This window comes from Rhizobium sp. SJZ105 (genome assembly GCF_007828365.1).
Lineage (GTDB): Bacteria > Pseudomonadota > Alphaproteobacteria > Rhizobiales > Rhizobiaceae > Agrobacterium > Agrobacterium tumefaciens.
In genome coordinates this window covers 237,803-256,776 of the sequence record NZ_VIUP01000005.1, presented here as the reverse complement: position 1 = coordinate 256,776, position 18,974 = coordinate 237,803, and the positions used below count along the sequence as shown (strand labels likewise).

17 protein-coding genes are annotated in these 18,974 nt (G+C 58.3%); 10 read left to right on the top strand and 7 right to left on the bottom strand.

Annotated elements, in window-relative coordinates:
- The first annotated feature begins 6 nt into the window (after positions 1-6).
- The 3 genes from FB593_RS17730 (at position 7) to FB593_RS17720 (ending at position 2,993) form a co-directional block, all read left to right on the top strand.
- Complete coding sequence (locus tag FB593_RS17730) at positions 7-960, top strand: carbohydrate ABC transporter permease (protein WP_003517854.1); 954 nt, start codon at positions 7-9, stop codon at positions 958-960.
- Positions 953-1,828 (top strand): carbohydrate ABC transporter permease, encoded by an 876-nt coding sequence (locus FB593_RS17725; protein ID WP_025595962.1) that lies wholly within the window; start codon positions 953-955, stop codon positions 1,826-1,828. Before FB593_RS17730 ends, FB593_RS17725 begins: the two co-directional genes overlap by 8 nt.
- 88 nt (positions 1,829-1,916) lie before the next feature.
- Positions 1,917-2,993 (top strand): ABC transporter ATP-binding protein, encoded by a 1,077-nt coding sequence (locus FB593_RS17720; protein ID WP_003517850.1) that lies wholly within the window; start codon positions 1,917-1,919, stop codon positions 2,991-2,993.
- Between the two features lie 214 nt (positions 2,994-3,207).
- Here FB593_RS17720 and FB593_RS17710 read toward each other — a convergent pair whose 3' ends face one another.
- From FB593_RS17710 to FB593_RS17695, 4 genes are read right to left on the bottom strand one after another with little or no spacing between them, the layout of a single operon-like run.
- Complete coding sequence (locus FB593_RS17710; RefSeq protein WP_112156391.1) at positions 3,208-3,984, bottom strand: sugar phosphate isomerase/epimerase family protein; 777 nt, start codon at positions 3,982-3,984, stop codon at positions 3,208-3,210.
- The gene (locus FB593_RS17705) at positions 3,981-4,997 is read right to left on the bottom strand and encodes a hydroxyacid dehydrogenase (RefSeq protein WP_111802995.1); all 1,017 of its coding nucleotides are present in this window, start codon (positions 4,995-4,997) and stop codon (positions 3,981-3,983) included. The genes FB593_RS17710 and FB593_RS17705 overlap by 4 nt, the downstream gene beginning before the upstream one ends.
- Positions 4,994-6,871 (bottom strand): DUF2264 domain-containing protein, encoded by a 1,878-nt coding sequence (locus FB593_RS17700; protein ID WP_145166811.1) that lies wholly within the window; start codon positions 6,869-6,871, stop codon positions 4,994-4,996. Before FB593_RS17700 ends, FB593_RS17705 begins: the two co-directional genes overlap by 4 nt.
- On the bottom strand, positions 6,864-7,928 hold the full coding sequence (locus tag FB593_RS17695; protein WP_003517845.1) for a LacI family DNA-binding transcriptional regulator: 1,065 nt from the start codon (positions 7,926-7,928) through the stop codon (positions 6,864-6,866). Before FB593_RS17695 ends, FB593_RS17700 begins: the two co-directional genes overlap by 8 nt.
- A 112-nt stretch (positions 7,929-8,040) precedes the next feature.
- Between FB593_RS17695 and FB593_RS17690 the strand changes: the two genes are divergently transcribed.
- From FB593_RS17690 to FB593_RS17660, 7 genes are all read left to right on the top strand, one after another.
- A complete protein-coding gene (locus FB593_RS17690) occupies positions 8,041-9,333 on the top strand; it encodes an ABC transporter substrate-binding protein (RefSeq protein ID WP_112296626.1) in 1,293 nt (430 codons plus the stop codon).
- 169 nt (positions 9,334-9,502) lie between these two features.
- Entirely contained in the window at positions 9,503-10,432 is a 930-nt protein-coding gene (locus FB593_RS17685; RefSeq protein WP_019566450.1) for an ArsR/SmtB family transcription factor, read from the top strand.
- Positions 10,433-10,554: 122 nt separating this feature from the next.
- Positions 10,555-12,066, top strand: coding sequence for an alpha-N-arabinofuranosidase (locus FB593_RS17680; RefSeq protein ID WP_111802992.1), 1,512 nt, complete (start codon positions 10,555-10,557; stop codon positions 12,064-12,066).
- Positions 12,067-12,073: 7 nt separating this feature from the next.
- Entirely contained in the window at positions 12,074-13,147 is a 1,074-nt protein-coding gene (locus FB593_RS17675; RefSeq protein WP_111802991.1) for an ABC transporter ATP-binding protein, read from the top strand.
- 78 nt (positions 13,148-13,225) lie between these two features.
- Positions 13,226-14,500 (top strand): extracellular solute-binding protein, encoded by a 1,275-nt coding sequence (locus FB593_RS17670; protein ID WP_025595973.1) that lies wholly within the window; start codon positions 13,226-13,228, stop codon positions 14,498-14,500.
- 67 nt (positions 14,501-14,567) lie between these two features.
- Positions 14,568-15,452: a carbohydrate ABC transporter permease gene (locus FB593_RS17665; protein ID WP_003517835.1), complete on the top strand. Its 885-nt coding sequence runs from the start codon at positions 14,568-14,570 to the stop codon at positions 15,450-15,452.
- The gene (locus FB593_RS17660; protein ID WP_003517833.1) at positions 15,449-16,276 is read left to right on the top strand and encodes a carbohydrate ABC transporter permease; all 828 of its coding nucleotides are present in this window, start codon (positions 15,449-15,451) and stop codon (positions 16,274-16,276) included. The genes FB593_RS17665 and FB593_RS17660 overlap by 4 nt, the downstream gene beginning before the upstream one ends.
- 25 nt (positions 16,277-16,301) lie before the next feature.
- On the opposite strand, the gene FB593_RS17655 is transcribed toward FB593_RS17660, so the two are convergent.
- Genes FB593_RS17655 through FB593_RS17645 form a run of 3 tightly spaced genes read right to left on the bottom strand, consistent with a single transcriptional unit; the run spans position 16,302 to position 18,894 of the window.
- Entirely contained in the window at positions 16,302-17,036 is a 735-nt protein-coding gene (locus FB593_RS17655; RefSeq protein ID WP_013761384.1) for an ABC transporter ATP-binding protein, read from the bottom strand.
- Positions 17,033-17,902, bottom strand: a complete 870-nt coding sequence (locus FB593_RS17650; protein WP_111802990.1) for an ABC transporter permease — start codon at positions 17,900-17,902, stop codon at positions 17,033-17,035. Before FB593_RS17650 ends, FB593_RS17655 begins: the two co-directional genes overlap by 4 nt.
- The gene (locus tag FB593_RS17645; RefSeq protein WP_003517827.1) at positions 17,899-18,894 is read right to left on the bottom strand and encodes an aliphatic sulfonate ABC transporter substrate-binding protein; all 996 of its coding nucleotides are present in this window, start codon (positions 18,892-18,894) and stop codon (positions 17,899-17,901) included. Before FB593_RS17645 ends, FB593_RS17650 begins: the two co-directional genes overlap by 4 nt.
- Positions 18,895-18,974: the final 80 nt, after the last annotated feature.

Sequence of the window (18,974 nt, the reverse complement as noted above, 5' to 3'; positions counted from 1 at the left end):
TGGCAGATGGCCTTTCGATCTGAAACTCTCGTGGAGGAGAGCCGTGGCGCGGCTCTCCCGAAGCGGGCAGGCGTGAAGCGGCTTTTGGACCGCAACGTTCACGCGTACCTGTTTCTCCTGCCGTGGCTGATCGGTTTCTTCGGTCTTACCCTCGGGCCTGCGCTGGTGTCGCTTTATCTGTCCTTCACCAATTATGACCTGCTTCAATCCCCGGACTGGGTGGGGGCGGCCAATTATGTGCGCATCGCCACTGCCGACCCTAAATTCGCAGCCGCCATGCAGGTCACCTTTACCTATGTGCTGCTTTCGGTGCCGTTGAAGCTGATTTTTGCACTGCTGGTGGCGCTCGCCTTCAATCGCGGCATAAAGGGGCTCACGCTTTACCGGGCGATCTTCTATCTGCCGTCGCTGCTCGGTTCCAGCGTGGCGATAGCTGTTCTCTGGCGGCAGCTTTTCGCGTCAGATGGCCTCGTCAACATGGTCCTGTGGCAGGTTTTCGGTTATGAGGGGCCGAGCTGGATTTCCAATCCGGACTACTCGCTCTACACGCTGGTGATCCTGTCCGTCTGGCAGTTCGGCTCGCCAATGATCATCTTCCTCGCAGGGCTCCGGCAAATCCCGCAGGATATGTACGAGGCCGCCGATATCGACGGCGCGAGCAAGATGCGGCAGTTCTTCCGTATTACGCTGCCGCTGTTGACGCCGGTGATCTTCTTCAACGCCGTGATCCAGACGATCGATGCCTTCAAGGCCTTCACGCCCGCCTTCATCATTTCCGAAGGCACGGGCGGGCCGATCAACTCGACGCTGTTCTACACGCTCTATCTCTATCAGGAAGCCTTCGGTTTCTTCCGCATGGGATATGCCTCGGCGCTTGCCTGGATTCTCGTGATCATCATCGCGCTGTTCACGGCCTTCTCGTTCCTCAGCGCGAAATACTGGGTGCATTACGATGACTGACGCTGTTACCGCTCCCCGGCCGGGACAAGGCCCGCAACGCTCACCGCTAATGTCGGTTTTGCTGCATGCGGTGCTGATCCTTGCCTCCTTTGCGATGCTTTATCCGATCCTGTGGATGATTTCGGGTTCGTTCCGCCCGCAGGACGAGCTGTTCGGTTCCTCCTCGCTCATTCCTTCGTCGGTCGATTTTGGCGGCTATATTCGCGGCTGGACCGGGCTTCAGGTCAGTTTCGGGCAATTCTTCTGGAACTCGTTCTTCATCTCGGTGCTCGCCACCATCGGCAACGTCGTTGGCTGCTCACTTGCCGCCTTCGCTTTCGCCCGCCTGCGGTTCGGTGGGCGCAATTTCTGGTTCGCGCTGATGCTCGGCACCTTGATGCTGCCCTATCACGTTGTGCTCATCCCGCAATATATCCTGTTTCTGGAAATGGGTTGGGTGAATACGTCGCTGCCGCTGATCGTGCCCAAATATCTGGCAACCGACGCCTTCTTCATCTTCCTGATGGTGCAGTTCTTCCGGGGTATTCCGCGTGAGCTGGATGAGGCAGCGGTGATGGACGGTTGCTCGCCCTTCCGCATCTACTGGAAGATCATGCTGCCCCTCTCTCTGCCGGTTCTGGCAACGGCCGCGATCTTTTCCTTTATCTGGACCTGGGACGATTTCTTCGGTCCGTTGATCTATCTGAACGACATCAACACCTACACCGTGCAGCTCGGCCTCAGATCCTTCGTGGATTCCACCGGCAGCTCGGATTGGACGTCGCTTTTCGCCATGTCCAACCTGTCGCTGGTACCGGTCTTCCTGTTCTTCCTGTTCTTCCAGCGGCTGCTGATTGAAGGCATCGCTACCACCGGAATGAAACGCTGAACGGACGAAACGGGACCGAAAACGAATTGCAGAACATCAACACCGTCGCGGCTGCCTTGTCTGCAGCGCGACGGTCGGGAGAAATAGCATGGCAAGCAGCATTACTCTGGAAAAAATCGTCAAGCGGTTCGGCGCCTTTCCGGTCGTCCACGGCATCGATCTCAAGATCGAGCCGGGCGAGTTCACTGTTTTCGTCGGCCCCTCGGGCTGCGGCAAATCCACGCTTCTGCGCATGATCGCCGGTCTGGAGGAAATCTCCGAGGGTGATCTTCGCATCGATGGCGAAAGGGTCAACGAAACAGCCGCTTCCAAGCGCGGTATCGCCATGGTGTTCCAGTCCTATGCGCTTTATCCGCATATGAGCGTTTACAAAAACCTCGCTTTCGGGCTGGAGACGGCGGGTTACAAGAAACCGGAAGTCGAGGCGCGGGTGCAGAAAGCTGCCGATATCCTGCAGATCGGCCCGTTGTTACAGCGCAAGCCGAAGGCGCTTTCTGGTGGCCAGCGCCAGCGTGTCGCCATCGGTCGGGCTATCGTCCGCGAGCCGAAAATCTTTCTGTTCGATGAACCCCTGTCCAACCTCGATGCGGAACTGCGCGTGCAGATGCGTGTCGAAATTGCCAAGCTGCACCAGACGCTCGGCAGCACCATGATCTATGTGACGCATGACCAGGTGGAGGCCATGACGATGGCCGACAAGATCGTGGTCCTGCGTGACGGCCGCATCATGCAGGTCGGCCGCCCGCTTGATCTCTACAACAATCCGGCCAACCAGTTTGTGGCGGGTTTCATCGGTTCGCCAAAGATGAACTTCCTTTCCGCGAAAGTGGCTTCAGGCGACAGCTCCAACCGTACCATCGAGGTCGCCGGCCAGCGCATTCTGCTCGAAAAGCCGGTCGCGGCTGAGGAAGGCGAGCCACTCACTTTCGGCATTCGTCCCGAACACGTAAACCCACAGGCGCAATCGGCCTCGCTTGGCGATGCGTCCATCCAGCTCGTTGAACATCTCGGCGGCTCGACGGTGGTTTATACCAGCACCCCAGATGGCCAGCCCGCCACCCTGCTGCTGGACGGCCAGCGCCATATCCGCATCGGCGAGACCATTCCCTTTGCGTTTGATCTGGCGAAGACGCATCTGTTCGGGGCAGATGGGCGGCGAATATAAGAGGAAAAACCGGGGGGAGGAACAGACCTTCCCTTATTTCTGTGCTTGTCACAGAAGTCCAGCTGACGCGTCTGCGCGACGAGGAAATCAATCAGCCCAAAGACTTGGGCTGGCTAGATCCCTGTAGGGGGTACAGGGATGAGGGCAGTGGGCGGTTGTGATGGATAGCGAATTTTAGTCCGCCGCGTCGGTTTTCGATAAAAAACAAGCGGTTCTAAGAGCGGGCGAGAATCTCGCTTAGCACCGCCGCATCTTCCGAGAACTGGGCGACATTGTCACCTTTGACGAACTCCAGCATCGCATAAGCCGGTTTAGTCCAGTCGCTTGCTGGCAAGGCATCAACGCAAGCCCGCCAATAGTCCGCGCGCTCGCCGAGCGGCAGGCGGCTGGCATCGGTGAGCCACGCGAAGACGTGCAGGTGGCAGATGCGCGAGCCGAGCGCGGATATTTCCGCAAGGGCGTCATCCAGCGGTAGACCTGGGGCTGGCTGCCAGTAAAAGAACAGGTTAGGCATCGGCAAATCCTGCATGAGCTGCAAGGCCGAGGTCAGCGTGTCGGTCAGCGAATTGGGGTGATATTCGAGGCCGATTGTCATTCCGTGGTCGTCTGCCCGCCGGGAAAGTGCCGCCAACGCGTCGGTTGCCGCACGGCGTTCCTCTGGTGAATAATCCGCGGATGGGCGTTTGCGGCTGCCGGGCCAGATGCGGATATGGCCGGTGCCGAGCGCTTTCGCGGTTTCCAGAACTGCGGTCACATCCTCCGGCGCAAAATCCGGTGCGAAAATGTAGGATCCGTAGGAAGAGACGGTAAGACCGGCTTTCACCGTACGCGCCGCCACATCCCTTGCATTTTCTAAGTCGCCAGGTGGCACATGGATATCGGCACCCCATTCTATCGCCTTGATGCCATTTGCAACGGCAAGGTTAATCACGGCCTGCGGTGTCATGGACCTGAAGGTGACAGAGCAGAGGCCCGGCTCGAAAATTCTCATGCGATCAGTTCCAGATGTTCTGGACGTACCTGCTGTTGCATTGGTTCTGCCCGGCAGAAGCGTTCGATCTCGGCAATCGCCATGTCGCCGAGCCGGGCGCGTTCAAGGCCGACGGCGCCGGCGATATGCGGCGTCAGGAACACGTTCGGAAGGCTGTAAAAGGGCGAATCCGGTGACGGCACTTCCGGATCGGTCACGTCGATGACGGCCTCTATGCGTCCGGTTTTCAGTTCCGCCAGCAGGGCGTCTTCGTCCACCAGCGCGCCGCGGGCCGTGTTGATCAAGGTCGCTCCGTCCTTCATCAGGGCAAGCGCATCGGCGCCGATCATGTGCCGGGTTTGCGGCAGGGATGGCGCGTGCAGGGAAATGACGTCGCTTACCGCCATGAGCTCATGGAGCGATACGAGACGCACACCGAGCTTTTGTGCCTCCACCGCGCTTAAAAACGGGTCGAAAAGGATGAGATCGAGATCGAAGGGCTGCAGCAGATTGATGACCCGACGCCCGATGCGTGACGCCCCGACAATGCCGACGGTCAGGCCGAGATTGCCGATGACCTGCGACTGCAGGCGGTCGACGTTTCGCCGTGCGCGATCCTCTCCGTAGATGCGCCGGAAACCAAAGGTACGCTTGCCGGAAAGCAGGATCATTGCCAGCGTAAACTCCGCGACCGGCTGCGCATTCGCCTCGGCCGCGCTGCACACCGTAACGTTTCGTTCGAAAACCGCCTGGGACAGGAAGTATTTCACCGTCCCGGCGGCATGTGAAATCAACCGAAGGTTCGGCATCATTGCCAGTTCCCGCATGTCGATCTCGGGACAACCCCAGCCAGTCAGAAGAATATCTGTTCTCTCCAACTGGGCAGTCACAGCTGGGTCGTGAAAATCGCAGACCGGCCGGGTGTCGAGTATGTCGACGCTCTGCGACAGCTTTTCAAGCGCCTGTGGCGTCAGCACATGCTGCGTCCGCTCCGGGTCCATGGCAAGGCTGAGACGCGGACGCGGGCTCATCATTGCGGTTCTCCCGCCGCCGCCATACTGCTTACGGGAACACCGCGCTCAACAAACAGGCGGTCAAGCGCTTCCATGTCCGGAAGTGCGGGAACTGTCGCCAAAGCTGTTTCGCTTTCAGGTCCCGCCAGTCCCACAAAGACGGCGCAGGCGAGCAGGGTTTTGCCCGCTGGAATGTCGCCCCGCAATTGCGGCACAGTGGTTTTGGCATTGATGAGATTGGTATTGGGCAGCGCCTTCAGCGCCACGCCCTGGCGGGATGCGCTGGAGCCGAGATCGATGATGGCGGATATGTCGGTGCCGCAATCGGCCGTTGCCCGGCCGCTGTCTTCGGTCACCGCATCGCGGTCGCCATCGTTGCGGTTTATCGCAAAGCCGCCTTCGGTGACCAAAAGTGGCCGCGCGGAAGTAATCCGGTGCAACCGGATATGCCACTCTCCCGCGGCAACCAGCGTCGTTTCGACCTCGACATCGGGGAATGGGTTCCAAGTCGCTCGAAGATTGGTGCTGGCCAAGAGCACAGTGCGGTTGGTTTCGCGCACCCGGTAGTGGCGGCCATCTTCGGAAAAGGCCAGCATATTGTCGAAACCATTGGTCTTGAAACCGCGCTCGTCCACTTCCACGCCGAAAGCGTAACGGGAGGAATAGGCGAATTTGGCGTATTTCTCCGGCCCGCCGCGCATGGACAGGTTTTCCTGCCCACTCGTCAGCGCCGTGACGTTGCTCTTACTGCGCATCATCACCATGCCGGGATGAACGAGCGGCCGTGGTTTTGTGGATGTGTCTGGCAGCTTTTCCTCCGCCTGCCAGAAGGGGTGGCTTTCCGGCAAGGCGAGCGGCAGGAAAGCCTTGAAGGCCCAATAGGGTGAACCCGCCGAATTATAGATTTCCGACATGGTCAGTTGCGGATAGGCGTAACCGATGGAAAGCACGCCGTCGCGGTCGGCAATCGGCTTTCCCGCCCACCAGCGCAGATGTTTCAGATAAAGCCCCTTGATCTCCCCCAAGGGCATCGCTTCCTCATCCGCGAAGGCGAGGGCACCCCAGAAGCCGCCGCAGGCGAAACGGTAGGTCATGGAGCGGCCAAAGGCCAGCGCGCCACCATCCTCATCGAACCAGCTTGCGAAATCCCCGGCAAACAGGCGGGCACGTTCCCGGTAGCGTTCGGCGTATGCATCATCCGGTTTGCTGATTTTCGCGTAGATCAGCCCGTAAAAATGCATGGCGAAGGCGATGTAGTGGTCGATGCGGCGATAGTTGCCGTCGCGATACCAGCCGTCGGCGATGTAAAATCCGTCCAGCTCTTTCAGATATGTTTCGGTGAGGCTCCGGTCGAATTCGATACCGAGATGATCGAGCGCCGCATCGACCATCACCCGGAAAAACTTCCAGTTATTGTCGGCATAGATGCGCTCGCGCGCCGCCAGAAGATAATGGCGCACATTCGCCTTTTGCGCTTCGGACAAGGGTTCCCACAGATGTTGCGGCGCAAGCCGAAGCGCAAAGCCGAGGGCGGCCAGTTCCACCAGCCGCTGATCCTTCTGCCGCACATCGCCCCAGTAATCGGCATGGGCGGGATCGGTGCCATTGGCGATGCCTCTGGCCAGAAGCGGCCAATGGGCGAAGGCATCGCCGCTGAGCGCAAGCGGCGCGATGCCCCAGAGTGGTCGCGCAAATCCTTCCAGATCGGCCGCTGCCCGGTCGAAATGCGCGGCGGTGCCGCTTAGCGTCACTCTTGCGCCGCTCTCTGAGAAATAGGGAAGCAGCGGTGCGAAACTGTCGTCCAATGCCCGTCTGACGTCGGCGCGGGTCTTAAGTGGATTGCCGTAAAGCGGATTGAAGCGGGTCATTGGATCATGGTTTGCTGGCTTATGCATCGCGCGCCGCCTTTCCCGTTTTTTTTGCTCGACCCGCGGTCTGTCCTTCCACGAGCTGTACACCCAGCTGAACCTGCCGGGCATTGGCCGATGGCTCCGCCAGCCGGCGGCGCATCAGCTCCACCGCCTCGCGGGCAATCTCGCGGCGGTCTACCCGGATTGTGCTGAGCCGGGGAGTGGAAAGTTCGGCGAAGGGCAGGTCGTCGAAGCCGATGATGGAAAGATCGTCCGGTACCCCGAGACCAAGCTCTTGTGCTGCTCCCAGCGCGCCGAGCGCGATCGCATCGTTCATGCAGAAAATGCCAGTCAGATCGGGGTTTTTGGCCAGCAGCTGACGAACCGCATCACCGGCCTGACCGAAGCCGCTATCCGCCGTGGAAAGCAGAAACTCCTCATAGGTGGCACCCTCTTCCTCGATGATAACCTGCCGAAAGCCCCGCATGCGCTCTCTTATAGTGTGACGGTGTTGCGGACCGATATAGGCGACCTTGCGGTGCCCCAGTTCCAGCAGCCGCCGCGCCGCCATCGCCCCGCCGTAAAAATTGGAGGGCGAGACGCAATCCAGCATCATCGAGGGATCGGCGCTATTGACGAGAACCGGTTGCAGCACACCCTGCGTGATGCGGTGGATGATCTCCTCTTCGGGGTCAAGGCCAATGGCGAGAAGGCCATCGACCTCGCAGACCCGCTGTGTAAGGGCGTCGTCGATCTGCCTCTGGTGCAGCAGCCGGATATCGAGTTCGAAACCCTCTGTCTGGGCAAGGCTGCGCAGCATGTCGAAAATATCGTGATAAAAGGCGCCGATATCGCCGGTCGCTCGTTCGGCGGACATGAGGGCGAGGATTTTCTTGCCCTCCAGCGAGATGCCGCCGGTCTGGCTGGTGACTGGCCGCAGCGGATAACCAAGTTCCGCCGCCACGCCAAGAACCTTGGTCTGGATCGATGCGCTGATGCCTTTTTCCCCGGCGAGAACCCGTGAGACCGTGCTGATGGAAACCCCTGCACGCTGGGCGATATCCGACTGGCGCGGGCGGCTGATGTCGGGCGTATCGTTCATGTCTTCTCCTGCTCTTGCAAAAAATTCTATTATGATGCAAATATTGCAAATAATGAAAATTTGCAAGAAGTTAAGTGATAAGTGAGAAATTTGCAAAACGCGGGAGGAGCAGATGCAAACTATCGATAGACGCGGATTTTTGGTGACGGCGGCACTGGCAAGTCTTGGCGCGGCGGCGGGCGGTTTCCGCGCGATGGCGGCCGAAACCCGGCTTCGTTGCGTATGGTGGGGTTCGGCTGACCGCAACAAGCGCACCAATGATGTGATTGCCCTCTACCAGAAGGCAGATCCACAAACGGTAATCAGCGGCGAGATGATCGCCGGTTCCGACTATTGGACCAAGCTTGCGACGTCCATGGCGGGACGTAACGTCGCCGATATCTTTCAGCTCGAGCCTTCCACCATTGCCGATTATTCCGGCCGTGGCGCCTGCATGGAACTTGACCAGTTTGTCGGCTCGTCGCTTGATCTTTCCAATTTCGGCAAAAGCGAAGTCGATCTTTGCCGCATCGACGGCAAGCTTTACGGCGTCGGTCTCGGGCTGAATTCGTTCTGCATGATGTATGATGCAGAGACGCTGAAGGAGGCCGGCGTCTCCGTGCCGAAGGAGCAGATCACCTGGAAGGCGCTGGCGGAACTGGCGCGCGATTTCAAGAAGAACGCTCCGGCGCGCCGCAATTATTGGGCGGTGCCCTATGGCGCCCGTTATCACTACGTCTTCGATGTCTGGCTGCGCCAGCGCGGCAAGCTCCTGTTCCAGGACGGCACCATCGGTTTCAACAAGGAAGATGCCAAGGAATGGTTCGCCTATTGGGAGGATCTGCGCGAGAACAAGCTTTGCGTCTCTGCCGATATCCAGACGCGCGATGACAATACCATCGAATCCAACGCGCTGACTCTTGGCAATTCCGCAATCGGCTTTGCCTATTCCAACCAGCTTGTCGGTTACCAGGCGCTCAACAAGAAGGCGCTGTCCATTGGCATGCTGCCGGGCGAGGGGGCGGGAAAACCGACCGGGCATTATTACCGGCCGGGGCTTATCTGGTGCATTTCGTCCACCTCCACCACTCCGGAAGCTGCGGCGAAGTTCATCAACTTCTTTGTCAACGATCTGGAAGCGGGCAAGGTTCTTGGCGTCGAACGCGGCGTGCCGCCGGCGAAGAAGGTACGCGAAGCTGTGTTGCCAAGCCTCAACGAGACTGAACGCAAGACGGTCGATTACATCGAGAGCCTGTCCGGCAAGCTCGATACTTATCCGGAGCCTGCCCCCATCGGCGCCAATGAGTTCGACCGTGGGGTAATGCGTCCGATTGCCGACTCACTCGCCTTTGGCCGCGCCACTGTGGATGAGGCAGCGCAGAATCTTGTCGATACCGGCACCCGCACGTTGCGCAAGCGCGGGTAAGGAAAAAGAGGTAGCGCATGCGTTATCGAAACCGCCTGCGCTGCCTCCATTCGCAATCATTCCTTGCGTGTCTGACTTTGAATATATCGACCCGACAAACAATGCTGGACAGCATAAAATATTTAAGCCAGAAATTCTGATCTAGATCGCTAAATCTGAAGATTAGACAATGGCTCCCAATTTCCTACTTATTGACGCTGAAAAAGAATTCGATGTTTTGAAGGCGGCGGCGTCGCTGATCCGTGTGCAGATATTGAAGCTGCTGCACGAGGCCAACGGTCTCAATGTCAACGAGATTGCGCAGAGGCTGGACCTTCCCCAGTCCACCGTGTCGGCCGGTGTGACCGTTCTTGAAGAGGCGGGGTTGCTGCGAACCGAAACGCGCAAGGCGCGCAAGGGCAGCCAGAAAATCTGTTTTGCGACCTGCGACGAGCTTATCGTTTCGTTTCGAAGCCCCGAGACGCCGGCTGTATCCAACTACATTGCCGTCGCCATGCCGCTCGGCCTCTATACGCAGAGTTCGGTGACCGCGCCTTGCGGCATCTGTTCGCCGGAGGGCATTATCGGACTTCTGGATGTCCCTGATACCTTCATGGATCCCGACCGCATGAAGACTGCACTTTTGTGGTTCACATCGGGTCATGTCGAGTATCAATTCCCCAATAATGCCAAGATTCAGGGGCGAAACGTCGAGGAAGTCGAGTTTTCGATGGAGGTCAGTTCCGAGGTGCCAGGAACGCACAGCAACTGGCCGTCAGACATTACCCTCTCCGTCAACGGCAAGGAGATCGGGGTCTGGACCTCGCCCGGCGATTTCGGCGACAAGCGGGGTACGTTTACGCCCGACTGGTGGAAACTGTCCGGCTCGCAGTATGGAATGCTCAAAACCTGGCGCATTACTGCCCAGGGAACCTATGTCGATGGCACGCGCATTTCCGATGTGACGCTTGCGGACATAGATCTGTCCAGCCACCGCTCAATCCGTCTGCGGATCGAGGTAAAGGCGGATGCAAAGCATCCAGGCGGGCTCAACATCTTCGGTCGGGGCTTTGGGAATTACGATCAGGACATCGTATTGCGTCTGCGCACCGCAGACTGATCGGGCCAATTTCATAAAGTATGATTTTCGCGGTTGACAGGCGCGGCTTCCATTGGCAACTATATTATGAAATATGGTTCATATCATATTTTAAGATATAAATGCGCATGGGAGGAGAGCCTATGAAAGCGCGGGTTTCAGTCCACCGGGACTTCCGGATTGGGCGTATCGACGATCGCCTATATTCCGCCTTCATCGAACATATGGGGCGGGCGATCTATGGCGGGATTTACGAGCCCGGCCATCCGCAGGCGGATGAAAACGGTTTTCGCAAGGATGTGCTGAAATTCGTCCAGGATCTGAAAATTCCGGCGATCCGTTATCCCGGCGGCAACTTCGTTTCGGCCTATCGCTGGGAAGACGGCATCGGCCCCCGTGACAAACGGCCCGTGCGGCTTGATCTTGCATGGCGCTCCAAGGAAACCAACCAGATCGGCGTCAACGAGTTCGCAGACTGGGCGTCGATGGCAGGCATCGAGATGATGCTCGCCGTCAACCTCGGTTCCCGTGGTCTGGATGATGCCCGCAACTTTCTCGAATACGTGAATTTCCCCGGCGGCACCGAGCTTAGCGACCTTCGCCGCAGCCACGGCGCCGAAAATCCGCATGGCGTGAAGATGTGGTGCCTCGGCAACGAGATGGACGGCCCCTGGCAGATTGGCCACAAGACGGCGGTGGAGTATGGCCGGCTGGCCAACGAAACCGCGAAAGCCTTCAAGGGTTTCGACCCCACCATCGAGGCAATCGTCTGCGGAAGTTCCAACGACGGCATGCCGACCTATCCCGAATGGGAGCGCGAGGTGCTGGAAGAATGCTACGAGAATGTGGACCACATCTCACTGCATAAATATTTCGGCAATAACAGCCGCGACACGCTGAATTACTTCGGCAAGATCGAAGAAACAGGGCGTTACATTCAGACTATCGCCGGTGTCATCGATTACGTGAAAGCCAAGAAGCGCGCCAAGAACGATGTCTCCATCTGCTTCGACGAGTGGAATGTCTGGTACCATATCCGCGAAGACGACGGTAAACGCATCAAGAGCTGGGACTGGCCGGAAGCGCCTGCACTTCTGGAGGAGACCTACAATTTCGAGGATGCTCTCTTCGTGGCCGGGTTGCTCAACGAGTTCATCCGTCGCTCGGACAGGGTGCGCATCGCCTGCATTGCCCAGCTCGTCAATGTCATCGCCCCCATCCGCGCTGAAAAGAACGGACCGGCATGGCGCCAGACCATCTATTACCCCTATCAGTTCGCCTCGCTTTATGGTCGCGGCGTTGCACTGAACATTGCCGTCGATTGCCCGACCTACGACTGCAACGCGGCCGATGACGTCAAATATCTCGATGTTGCCGGCGTGTTTGATGAGGACGAGGGCGTGGTGACGCTGTTTGTCCTCAATCGTCATCTGACCGAAGCAGCAGAGCTCAACGTCGGTCTAACCGGCTTTTCGCCTGTGTCACTCAGCCTGCATCTTTCCATGGCGGGATATGATCTGAGGATCGGCAACGGTCCGGATCAACCTGACCGCGTCGTGCCGGTGCCGGGCAGCGGCATTGGTGTCGAGGATGGGGCGCTCAAAGGCTCCGTGCCGGCGCTGTCCTATCATGTTCTGCGCGTGAAGGTTCAGTGAGGCGGTGATGGGTGTCCGTCTCAGCAATATCGCCAAGTCCTTCGGCTCCTTTGCAGCCATCCGGGACGTTTCGATGGAGATTCCGACGGGCAGCTTCGCGGTTTTCGTGGGGCCATCCGGTTGCGGAAAATCCACCCTGTTGCGCATGATCGCCGGTCTTGAGGAAACCAGCGGCGGTCACATCGCCATCGACGAGCGCGACGTCACCGCTGTCGAGCCGGCGGATCGCGGCGTTGCCATGGTCTTCCAGAATTATGCGCTTTACCCGCATCTGACGGTGTTCGAGAACATGGCTTTCAGCCTGCGTCTCGCCCGCCGGCCGAAAGCGGAGGTGAATGAGAGAGTGGGGGAAGCTGCCCGCATCCTCCAGCTCGAGGACAATCTGCACAAGAAGCCATCACAGCTTTCCGGCGGCCAGAGGCAGCGCGTGGCCATAGGCCGCGCGATCGTGCGACAGCCGAAGGTGTTTCTCTTCGATGAACCCCTGTCGAACCTGGATGCGGAACTGCGCGTGCAGATGCGGCTGGAACTGACCCGGCTTCACCGCAAGCTCGGCGCCACGATGATCTACGTCACGCATGACCAGGTAGAGGCCATGACGCTTGCGGACAAGATTTTCGTGCTGAAGGGCGGCATCGTGCAACAGGCCGGCGCGCCGCTCACCCTTTACGACGATCCGGACAATCGTTTCGTCGCTGGCTTCATCGGATCGCCCGCGATGAATTTCCTTGCTGCCGACATCGTCGGGCAGCGGGACGGCATCGTTATGCTCGCGCCTGAAGGTGGTGAAAAGCACCTTGAAGCCCGGCTTTCGCATCCGGTTTCCCCCGGTCAGCGGGTCGAAATCGGCATAAGGCCCGAGCATCTGGTGATCACGCAAGAGGGTACTTTGCCTGTCAATGTCGAGGTGGCGGAGGAGCTTGGCGACCTTTCCTATCTCTATACCCGAACGCGTGCCGGGAAAGAACTTGTCGTGCAGCGGCAGGGCTCGCGCGAGCGGCTGGATGGCCGGTCCGTCTCACTGAGTGCTTCGCCCGATCACATCATGGTTTTCGGCAGCGACGGCAAAAGGTTGCGATAGGCGCGAGGAGGCGCCTTTCGATGCAGTAGCAGACCGCCCCTTGAACGGGGTGTTTCCAACAAACGGGAGGAGTGAACGATGCGACTGATCAAGACATTGCTTGTTGGTACGGTTCTGGGCCTGAGCGCCCTGCCGGCACTGGCGAAGCAGGATATCGTCTGGTGGGACTTTCTGTCGGGCGGCGACGGCGTGCGCATGAAAGCCCTGATTGCTGCCTTCAACAAGGAGCACCCTGACATTCAGATCAAGGGAACGACGCTAGAGTGGGGCGTTCCGTTCTATACCAAGGTACGCACGGCGTCCGCCGTGGGTGAGGGGCCTGATGTCATGACCTATCACCTGTCGCGCGCGCCGCTCGGCCTTGATGAAAAAGTATTGAGCGAAATTACCACAAAGGACCTTGATGATGCCGGGTTGAAGACCAGCGACTTTTTCAGCGCACCCGTCGAAGCGGCAACCCACGACGGCAAGCTTTATGCGGTGCCGTTCGATATCCATGCCCTTATTCTTTATTACAACGCCGATCTTCTGAAAGGGTCTCCCTATCTCGATGCCGAGGGTAAGTTGACCGGTATCAAGACGATGGAGGATTTCGAAAAGGCGCTGGCCTGGGCGAAGGACAAGGGCGTTCAGACGCCGGTTACCTATCAGTCGGGTGGCGAAGCCGGTGTCTGGCGTGTCTTTTATACACTGTTCTCACAACAGGGCGGCGAACTGGTCACCAATAACGAGGTGCTTGCCGGCGACAATGCGGAAAAGGCTGCCAAAGCGATCGATACCATGTCGAAATGGCGGGAAAACGGATGGGCGCCCGAGCAGGCGGAATATCCGGCGTCCGTTGCTCTCTTCTCCGCTGGCAAATCTGCCTTCCAGCTTAATGGCGTCTGGGAAGTTCCGACCTACAAGGATCTGGAAAAGAACGGCAAGCTCGGCTTCAAATGGAGCGCTGTGGAAGTTCCGCCTTTCATGGGCAAGCGCGCCACCTGGGCGGATTCGCACGCCTTTGCGATCCCCAACCAGGGTGACAAGACCGTTTCCGGCGAGAAACGCGCCGCTGTCATGACGGTTATTGGCTGGATGGAAAAACACGCCATCAGCTGGGCCGATGCGGGGCATATTCCGGCCTATAAATCGATCACCGAAAGCAGCGAATACAAGGCGATGCAGCCGAATGCCACATATGCCTCGCTGGCGGAGGCGGCAGTGTTCGATCCGAAGACCACGATTACCGGAGTTGCCTCACCCGCTTACGATGCGGCGCTTAATATCATCGCTCCGGCCATCCAGGGCTACATGAGCGGCGCGGATGCGGTCGAGCAGATCAAGTCCGAGCTTCAGGGCAAGCTCAAGTAATCCGTGACTGCCCTCTGGCTGTCAGCCGGAGGGCAGCGTGCAATGCGGGAGGTCCCGGAGGCATTCCATGGCTATGATTGAAAACCGGCGCAAGAAGTCGCTCATCGCACTGTCGATGGTGACGCCATTCATCGTGGTCTTCGCCACGTTCTTTCTTTACCCCCTGATCGAGATGATACGCATCAGCTTCACGGATGCGCCGCTGATCGGCGATGGCAACTGGGTCGGCCTGCAGAACTACATAAAATTGCTGAGCGACCGCCTGTTCGTCACCTCGCTCAAGAATAACGGCTATTTCGTGCTGCTGACGGTGGTGCCAACAACGGTCATCGCCCTGTTGATTGCGCTTGCGGTCAGCCGTTTGTCCGGCATCAAGCAGACAATCGCCATGAGCCTGTTTTTCCTGCCTTATGTCCTGCCGGTTTCGGTTGTCACCGAAATCTGGGCCTGGATGCTTGATCTGCAGTTCGGCATTCTCCAACCGGTCATTTCGTTGCTGGCGGGCAAACCGGTCGCGGTTTTCAAGAACCCCAATTGGGTCATGCCGATGGTCGCCGTCGTCACCATCTGGTGGACGAACGGTTTTAACGTTCTGCTCTTCATTGCCGGCTTGCGAAACATTCCGACCGAGCTTTATGAGGCCGCAGCTCTTGATGGCGCAACGACATGGCAAAAGTTCCGGCGCGTCACATGGCCGCTTCTGTGGCCGGTGACCGCGCTGATCCTGACGCTCCAATTGATCCTGCAACTGAAGATATTCGACCAGATCTACCTCTTGAGCGGCGGCGGACCCTTCAATTCCAGTTTCGTGCTTCTCCTTAAGGTCTACCGGGAAGCCTTCCAGATGAACAATGGCGGTTATGCATCGGCCGTGGCGACCGTGCTCTTCCTGTTGATCGTCATCGTATCCGTTCTCCAGTTCCAGTTGCTACGCATCCGGAGGAATTCATGAGCCTGACCAAAAGACTTGAGAACGTCGTCCTGACCCTGCTGACGTTTTCGGCAGCACTGGTATGGATTTTCCCGCTTTACTGGGGGTTCGTGACGTCGTTGCGCTCGGACGAGAATGTTGCGGGCAACACGTCGCTACTGCCTGATGAGTTCCAGCTTGGTGCCTATGTGAATGCCATCTTCAATACGCGGCTGTTGACCTGGTACGTGAATTCCATTGGCACCGCCGCGATCGTCACGGTCTCTGTGCTCATCATTTCGATGTTATGCGCCTATGCGCTGTCGCAGATCCGCTTTCCGGGACGGCGACTGCTCTATGGCATCGTGCTCGCGAGTTTCATGGTGCCCGCGCAGACGCTTGTCGTGACACAGTTCATCCTGATGAAGAACCTCAACCTCATCAATACCTGGGCGGGCATCATCCTGCCGCAGCTGATCACGCCAATCGTCATCATCGTCTACAAGCAGTTCTTCGACAGCGTGCCCAAAGAGATGCGGGAAGCGGTAGTTCTGGATGGTGGCGGCGAATACACGATCCTGTTCAAGGTGTTTCTGCCGCTGAACTGGGGCATTACGACCGCCATGGCGATTGTGACCTTCATTACGGTGTGGAACGCCTTCTTCTGGCCTTTCCTCGTCATCACGTCCGAAAACATGATGACGATCCCCGTCGGCATCACGCAGGTCAACGACACCTTCGGCATCGTTTATGCACGCCTGATGGCGATTGCCATGCTGGCCGCGCTGCCGGTCATCGTCGCCTACGTCATCTTTCAGCGACGCGTGACGGAAGCCATCATGATTTCGTCCGGCGTGAAGGGGTGAGGGCGGCGAAAGATGCCGGTGCCGGTCAGATGACGTGAGCGTTGTGCAGGGCAGTCAGCACCTCGTTCTTGAGGGTGGCGAGTTGCGGCGACCGTCTGTCGCGCGGGCGCGGCTCGTCCACTTCTATCCGCTGCTGGATACGGCCGTCATGGGCACCCATCATGTAAATGCGGTCACCGAGATAAAGCGCCTCGTCAATATCGTGGGTGACGAGCAGGAAGGAAATGCCGCGCTGTTCGACGAGTTTCAGAACTAGGTCCTGCAATTTCATCCGCGTGAAAGCATCGACCGCGCTGAAGGGTTCGTCGAGCAGCAAGATGCGCGGCCGGGTATAGAGCGCTCTTGCTATGGCGACACGCTGCGCCATGCCGCCTGAAAGGGCTTTCGGTAACGCGCTGCCATGGCCGCTCAAGCCCACATCGTTGATCAGTCCTTCTACCCGCTCGACATCATATTTCTTGCCGGCCGCATAACCGATGTTTTCGGCAACTGTCAGCCACGGCATCAGGCGGGGTTCCTGAAAGACAAAGGCGATGGGCGGTGAGTCCGATGCCTGAACTTCCTTTGCCTGCTGAACCTTCACAGCGCCTGAGAAATGCCGATCGAGGCCGGCGGCGATGCGCAGCAAGGTGCTTTTCCCGCACCCACTTGGTCCGAGAAGAACCGCCGCTTCACCATCGCCGAGCGTCAGGTGAATATCCTGAAGGACAACCGTGTCTCCGAAGGCTTTTTCGCGAACATCGACATTGAGCAAACTCATCGCAGGCGCCCTCCTTGCTGAAGGGGATAAGTGTCGCGCCATCTGAGGCAACGTTCCTCGACTATCTTGAAAAGGCTGTCGGAAATCTTGCCGAGGACGGCAAGGCAGATAATCGCTATCATCACCAGATCGGGTCGGGAGAGTTCGCGCCCATCGGATAGCATGTAGCCGATGCCCTCGGAAGCCGCCAGAAGTTCCGCTGCGACAACGCTCAGCCAGGCCAGCGACAGGCCGTAACGCAAGCCCGTGAACAGATGTGGCAAAGAAGCGGGAATGAAAATCCGCCAAACCAGCACTGGCAGCGGCTGGCGATACATCTCGCCCACTTCCACCAACTTGCGGTCGACATTCCGGATGCCGGAGAAGAGGTTGAGATAAACAGGGAAAAACGCGCTTTTGGCGATCAGCACGATTTTCGAGGTTTCGCCAATGCCGAACCAGATCATCAGCAGCGGCACCCAGGCGAGGCTCGGAACCGCGCGTAACGCCTGAAACGTCGGCTCAAGATAACGCTCGGCGGCAACGACCAGCCCGACCAGCGAACCGACGACGATTGCAAGAAGGGAGCCAATGACGAAGCCGACAAAGACACGGGCCGTACTGGCTGCGACATTCGTCCACAAAGGACCCTCGGCGAGCCTTAGAAACGTGTCATAAAGCTCTGAGGGCGGCGGCAGCACATAGGGGCTTACCCAGCCCACGCGCACAAAGAATTCCAGCAGCAACAATGAGCCGACCGGCACGATCGCGCCGCGCAGGTCGAACCGTCCCAGGAAATTCCCCACTCTTTGCACGAACTGCAGTCGGGAAGGGAGTTGTTTCGCAGTCTGCTTCACGCGCTGAAATTCGCGCGGATGAGAATTCATGCTCCCAGCGCCTTTTTCGCCGGTGCCGGATCGATCAGCGACGAAAGGACGCTGTCGACATTGACGCCAGGACGCAGCACATCGTCGCCAAGCAACGGGGTCACGATACGGATCGAGTTCAGCAGTTCCTCGCCCGGAACAGGATCCTTCCAGTCGCGCTTTTCGATCGTCAGCTTGGTGATCTGGGGATCGTTGCCGGTGACCTTCGTGACGAAATCGATGAATTCGCCGTTGTTTTCACGGATCCATCTTTGTGTCTCGACCCAGACACCGAGGAGGCGTTCGACCGCTTTCGGGTATTTCGCCAGAAACTCCTCGGAAACGCTGAAGACGCTGCCGTCGCGCCAGCTACGCTCATCGAAAATCGCCCTGTCGCCGGCAAGTTCTGCCTGGGATGTGTGTGGATCGATGCCGACCCATGCATCAACCTGTCCCTGCTGAAGCGCGTTGAATCCTTCTGGATGCTGCAGGTTCACGACCTTGAGGTCATCGATCGAAAGCTTGTTTTGGGCAAGGGCGCGCAGGAGGGTGAAATAGGGCGCGGTACCCTTGGTGACCGCAATGGTTTTGCCCTTGAGATCGGCGACGGTCTTGACCGGCGAATCCGGGCGAACCTGTATGATGGAAGAACCGCCCCAGCTTGCCACATAGATCACCTTCAGCGGCACACCATTGGCGCGGGCCAGAAACGCGGAAAGTGCTGCCGAACCGGCAAAATCCGTCGAGCCGACCTTCAGGAATTCGAGCGAATTGTTGCTTCCGCGGGATTGTACCCAGGTGATCTTGGTGCCGACATCCTTGAACGCTTCCTCAAGCCAGCCCTTGTTCTTTATCAGCAGCGTGTGTGAGGAGTAAAATCCCCAATCCAGCTTCAGCTCAGCAGGAAACTCCTGTGAGCTTTGGGCCAGCGCGCTGCCCGTGGCAAAGGGTGCTGCGAGAGCCCCGGCAATGCTGAGTTTCAGGATCTGGCGGCGAGAATGTTTAGCCTTCATAATAGTGTACCTAATTTATGTAATTTGTGTATTTAAAGGGTATGGGCCGGCGTTTATGAGGTCAATCCAGCCTTCTGGAA